Origin of the sequence: Streptomyces sp. NPDC057654 (assembly GCF_042800135.1) — a bacterium.
In the GTDB taxonomy this organism is placed as follows: Bacteria; Actinomycetota; Actinomycetes; order Streptomycetales; family Streptomycetaceae; genus Streptomyces.
Window position 1 is genome coordinate 1 of the sequence record NZ_JBHVHQ010000731.1, and the last position, 4,401, is coordinate 4,401.

At 76.1% G+C, this 4,401-nt stretch carries 1 pseudogene; it reads right to left on the bottom strand.

The features are described from left to right. Nucleotides 1–4,324: pseudogene (locus tag ACFU99_RS34640) on the bottom strand (hypothetical protein); the annotation flags it as partial. Nucleotides 4,325–4,401: the final 77 nt, after the last annotated feature.

Here is a 4,401-nt window from a genome sequence, read left to right on the forward strand (position 1 = left end):
GCGGGAACCGTGCCCCGCCCGTGCCCTCCCGGCAGCGGTCGGCGCTCAGGTTGCCGGCCAGGCCCGGCATCTGGGCCCACGCCTCTTCCCAGATGCCCCGCTGGTCGGCCTGCTCCTGGCGGGCCTGACGCACCTGTTCCAGCAGCCTCTGGTGGAACCCGAAGTCCTCGTCGCGCCGGCTCGTGGCCTGGGCGAGGCCGCGGCCGGCCGTCCGTTCCGCCCGGGCCGCGTCCTCGGCCCGCCTGTCCGCCACGGTGAGCAGCCGGTCCACGCTGTCCGCGTTCGCGGCGGCGCGGTCGGCCGCCTCCTGAGCGACCTCGGCACGGGCCCGAGCGCCTGTCAACGCCCCTTCGGCCGCGCCCAGTTCGTTCCGCGCGGCGGTCAGGTCCGCTTCGAGGTCGGGCTCGGACCCGGCGACGGACGACGTGTCCGACGCGCTGTCGTCCGCGGCCTCCGCGGCCTCCAGCGCCGCTTCGGCCTCCGCCACCGCCCGTTCCGCGCTGGCGACCCGGACCTGGGCCGCCCGCTGGGCCTGCGCCTGGGCACGGGCCGCGCCCTCGGCGTCGGCCTGGGCCCGCCGGGCCTCGGTGAGCCGCTCGTTGACCGCCTGCCGCCGCTGCCGCGCCTCGGTCAGCGCGTCCGCCGCCGCGGTGTGCGCGGTGTCCGCCGTCGCCACCCCGGCATCGGCGGCGGCCAGTTCGGCCGCGGCCTGCTCCAGGTCGGGCAGCAGCCACTGTTCGTTCGCGACCGCGGCGGCCTCGGCGGCCGCCGCGTCCGTCGCGGCGGTGATGTGCCCCTGTATCCGGTTCCAGGCGGCAGCGGTGGCGTGGGTGGTGTCGACGAGCGAGCCGTCGGCCGCGAACGGCCAGAACCGCAGCCCGGTGTTGCCGCGCAGCGCCAGCTCCACCGGCCGCCTCGCCGCCTGGGCGGTGCGGGACCCCACGTACAGGGCGCGGGCCAGCGCCGTGCTGTCCGGGTCGGCGCCCAGGTCGAGCCAGAGCTGGGCGCTGCCCTCCTGGTCGTTCAGCCCGGCGGCCAGCGCGGCGGGCAGCTGGGTGACGGGGTGCGTGAGCCAGTTCCGCAGCGGGGTGTGCGGCTGCTCGTTCAGCATCGCCGGCAGGTCGTAGACCCGGGAGGCGCTGCGCGGCCCGATCACGCCGTAGCCGAGCAGGTCGCGCTCGAAGAGCCGGACGGTGGCCGTGCCGGTGACGTAGCGGGTGCCGCCGGGACCCTCGACCCGCAGCACCACGTCGACCATCGTCTCGTGGCTGCGGGTGTTGGTCTCGGTCGCGGACCGGGACGTGCCGCCGGTCTTGATCCGGTCCCAGCCGCCGGCGGCGTTCGAGCCGCCGCCGGTACGGGTGACCGGCTGCTCCTGGAGCACGGGCACGGTGAAACCGACCAGATGCAGGTTGGCCTGGTTGCCGCTCACGACGGTCTGGTAGCCCATGCCCGCGGTCGTGCCCACCGACGAGGAACTGCCCTGCGAACGCGAGCGCACCCGCAGCCGGTCCATGGCGATGTCCTCGGCCTCGGTGAGCGGCCGCGGGTTGTGCAGGCTCACCTGGAGGGCCGGGGCCGTCCCGCTCTCGCCGTCGGCCGGCCAGGCGCCGGGCACGCGGGACGTCTGCTCCCCGCCCGTGCCCGCCGGAGGAAGGGAGATCTCCCCGGCCTGGATGAGCTCCCCGAGCCGCACCGAGGCGGCCTCCGGCGTGAGGTCCGGCGTCAGGCCCCAGATCTCGGCGGCCCCCGGCGCGACCGTCCGGATGGCCTCCGCCAGCTCGTGGAAGGCGTTGTACGTGAACACGGGCGTCGCGCCCGTGGGCACCAGCGCCGGACCGGCCGTGAACGGGCGCCTCCCCATCGGCAGCGGGCCCCGCTCCGCCGTGGACAGCCGCGGGTCGGCCCCGGTGACCCAGGGCCGGACCGGCGGCGCGATCTCCGTGCGGGGCGGGGTCGTCTCCGAGCCCGCGAACCGCAGCGCCACCGACGCCGGAACCTGCACCGTGCGGGTCGGCCGGCCGCGCAGCAGCCGCTGGAGCCGCTGGGTGATCGATTCGCCCGAGCCCTCGGACAGGGCGATCCAGCCGGCCGCCGCCGCGCCGCCGAGCAGGTCCGGCGGCCAGTTCGGGATCAGCTGGGAGCGCACGGAGCCGGTCAGGGTGTAGGCGACGGAGTAGTCCGCGGCGTTCTCGGTGCGGGTCCAGTGCCGGTCATCGGCGCTGTTGTCGATCCGCGCGGAACGGGCGGTGGACCGGGCGGCGGACAGCGTGGGGCCGGTCCGGTCGGTACGGCCGGCCGCGGCGTTCGGGCGCGGGTACCGGGTGATCGGGTTGACCCCCACCTTGCGGGTGCGGGACGTCCCGTGGGACCGGCCCTCGACGTTCGGCGCGTGGATGCCGAGCTGGTCCAGGCCCGCCCCCTCGCCCGCCGGGCGGCCGCGCACCTGGCGCAGCGCCGCGGACTGGGCCTCCGGCTCGGCGGAGAGGGTGATCTGGAGGAGCCGGGTGCCGCCCGTCGTGGGGTAGCGGTACCACGCGGTCACCGACCCCCGGCCGGGCAGCGCCCGCAGCCGGTCCTGCGCGGTCATGGTGGCGATCTGGGCGGCCAGCCCGGACATGTACGCGGCGCTGCCGGGCCGCGTCACGCCGGGCGCCTCCCGCTCCAGCAGCGCCAGCAGCTCGTCGTGGAGCCGGTCGCGTACCTCGTTGCGCCGCACCGCGTGGTCGAGCTGGGTGACGTGCCGGACGCTGCCGTAGCCCAGCTGCCGGGTCTGCACGAAGTGCTCGGGCAGCGGCAGGGTGTTGGGCGGCGTGGGCATCGCGGGGATGCCCCGCACCCCGGCGAACCAGCGGGCCAGGTCGTGCAGATGGCTGTCGGCGATGCTGAACCGCACCGAGCGCGGCAGGTCGATCGCGATCGTGATGTCGTCCCGGCTGCCCATCCCGGCAAGGTGCCCGACGACGTTGCGGGTGCCCCGGCGCAGCGTCAGCAGCAGCGTGGCGTCGGCGGTGATCAGATGGTGCCGGCCGGTCTCCACCGGCACCCGCACGACCGACGTGCTCGTCGACCGCGAGTTGCCGTCGTCGACGCTGCGGCTCTGGGCGCCGCGGCCGCTGGGCTGGGCCTGGAGGCCCCGGCTCGGCAGTGCGGGCGCCGACTGGAGCGCGCCGACGCTGCCGCCGTACTCGCGGCTGTTGGTGACGTTGCGCGACCGCGACCTGGTGTCCGTACTGGACATGTCGCTCTCGCCGTAGGTGGTGAACGACCCGTCGTGGGCGGGGTGGTGCAGGATGCCGCGGATGTCCAGGGACATCTCCTGGTCGGCGGCGAGTCCGGGCAGGACCAGGCCCTCGATGACATACGTGCCGTTGAAGATCTGGTGCGAGCGGCCGATGAGGCTGGACGTCCGGATCTGCTGGAACAGGGCCTCGGCCGCGAAGGCGCCCGAGTCCGTGGCCGAGGGGCCCGCCAGGTACTCGGCGACCCCGCTGCCCACGGCCGTCACCACGCCGGGCAGCCGGCCGGTGGCCGAGTTGACCCACTGGCCGAACGCGTTGGTCGCCGGGTGGCCGGGGTAGGTGCCGTCGACGAGCTGCTGGAACGCCCGCTGGATCGCGCCGGCGGCCCGGAAGTCGTCCACGTTCGCGTCGGACGGCAGCCGGACCTGGCCCGGCCGCGGGTTGCCCGCCGCGTCCGTCATCCGCATCCGCTCGAAGTCGTCGTCCTGCCCGCCGCCGGTGCGGGGCGCGCGGATGACGTCCGGCTCCCGCGGCGCGGGGGCCGGGGTGTCGGCCGGGAGGGTACGGGCGTGCGGCACGGCGAGCGTGATGGTGCCCGGGACCGTTATCGGGGCAGCAGGAGCGGCGGCCGGTGCCGCCGGCGCCGCCGGGGCGGTCTGCCCGCCCAGTACGGGCGCGGGCACGGTCGGCATGTTCTGCCCGGCCGTCACGGGCGCGGGCAGGCCCTGCACCGGCTGCTGAGCCGTTACGGGCGCGGGCCGGGCCGGGTCCTGGGCGAAGCGCACCAGCGGTTCCGGCGACGTGCCCTCGTACAGGTCCAGCCCGAACCGGGCCGGAATCCGGAAGAGTTCGGTGCCGCCCTCCGTGGTCAGGTTGAACTGGTCCGTGGAGACCGAGGTACCGGCCGTCGAGGAGTTGTCGACCTTCTTGCCGCGGGTGCCGTCACCGGTCGTGTCCACCGCCCACTGGGCGTCGGGCGTCGCCCAGCGCGGGCCGCCGCCACCGCCCAACGAGCCGGCGAACTGGCTGCCGGTCTGCCGGGAACCGCTCGTCGCATGGGAGCTGAAGGTCGCGGTCTCCACATTCGGCAGGTGCCGCGTGTGCTCGGGCCGCGGCGCGTCCGTCTCACCGGGCCGCGGCGTGCGGTCCGGTCCGGCGG